Consider the following 1,208-nt stretch of genomic DNA (forward strand, 5'->3'; position numbering starts at 1 on the left):
GAATGTCAAAAGAAAAATTTGAGAGAAGTAAACCACACGTAAATATTGGAACAATCGGTCACGTAGACCACGGTAAGACAACATTAACAGCTGCAATCACAACTGTATTAGCAAACAGAGGATTTGCAGAAGCTTTTAACTATGCAGAAATAGATAAAGCTCCAGAAGAAAAAGAAAGAGGAATCACAATCAATACTTCACACGTTGAGTATGAAACAGAAAACAGACATTATGCTCACGTTGACTGTCCAGGACATGCTGACTATGTTAAGAACATGATCACAGGAGCAGCACAAATGGATGGAGCTATCTTAGTTTGTTCAGCAGCAGATGGTCCAATGCCACAAACAAGAGAACATATCCTACTAGCATCAAGAGTTGGAGTTGACTACATTGTAGTATTCTTAAACAAAGCAGATATGGTAGATGACGAAGAATTATTAGAATTAGTTGAAATGGAAGTTAGAGAATTATTAAGCGAATACAACTTCCCAGGAGATGATATTCCAGTAATAAAAGGATCTGCATTAAAAGCATTAGAAAACCCAACAGATGAAGCAGCAATTGCTCCAATCTTAGAATTAATGGAAGCAGTAGATAGCTACATTCCAACACCAGAAAGAGCAACAGATAAACCATTCATCATGCCAGTAGAAGATGTATTCACAATCACTGGTAGAGGAACAGTTGCAACTGGTAGAGTTGAAACTGGAGTACTTCACGTAGGAGACGAAGTTGAAATCGTAGGATTAAGTGAAGAAAAGAAGAAAGTTGTTGTAACTGGAATCGAAATGTTCAGAAAGTTATTAGACGAAGCGCAAGCAGGAGATAATATCGGAGCATTATTAAGAGGTGTTCAAAGAACTGATATCGAAAGAGGTCAAGTTTTAGCATTACCTAATTCAGTACACCCACACACTAAGTTCGTAGGTCAAGTATACGTACTTAAAAAAGAAGAAGGTGGAAGACATACTCCATTCTTTGATGGATATAGACCACAATTCTACTTCAGAACAACAGACGTTACAGGATCAATAAAATTACCAGACGGAATGGAAATGGTAATGCCTGGAGACCACATTGACATGAACGTTGAATTAATCAATCCAGTAGCTATGGATGAAGGATTAAGATTTGCGATCAGAGAAGGCGGAAGAACTGTAGGTTCAGGAGTTGTTACTAAGATTAACGCTTAATTTTAATAATTA

Annotated in this window: 1 protein-coding gene; it reads left to right on the forward strand. The window is 37.3% G+C overall.

Annotation, left to right across the window (positions count from 1 at the left end):
• Positions 1 to 2 precede the first annotated feature (2 nt).
• Positions 3 to 1,196 carry an elongation factor Tu gene (gene tuf, locus RGC78_RS16090; protein WP_252214976.1) on the forward strand — a complete coding sequence of 398 codons (1,194 nt, stop codon included), beginning with the start codon at positions 3 to 5 and terminating at the stop codon, positions 1,194 to 1,196.
• The last annotated feature ends 12 nt before the right edge of the window (positions 1,197 to 1,208 follow it).

Origin of the sequence: Clostridium aquiflavi (genome assembly GCF_031344075.1) — a bacterium.
Taxonomy (GTDB): domain Bacteria; phylum Bacillota; class Clostridia; order Clostridiales; family Clostridiaceae; genus Clostridium; species Clostridium aquiflavi.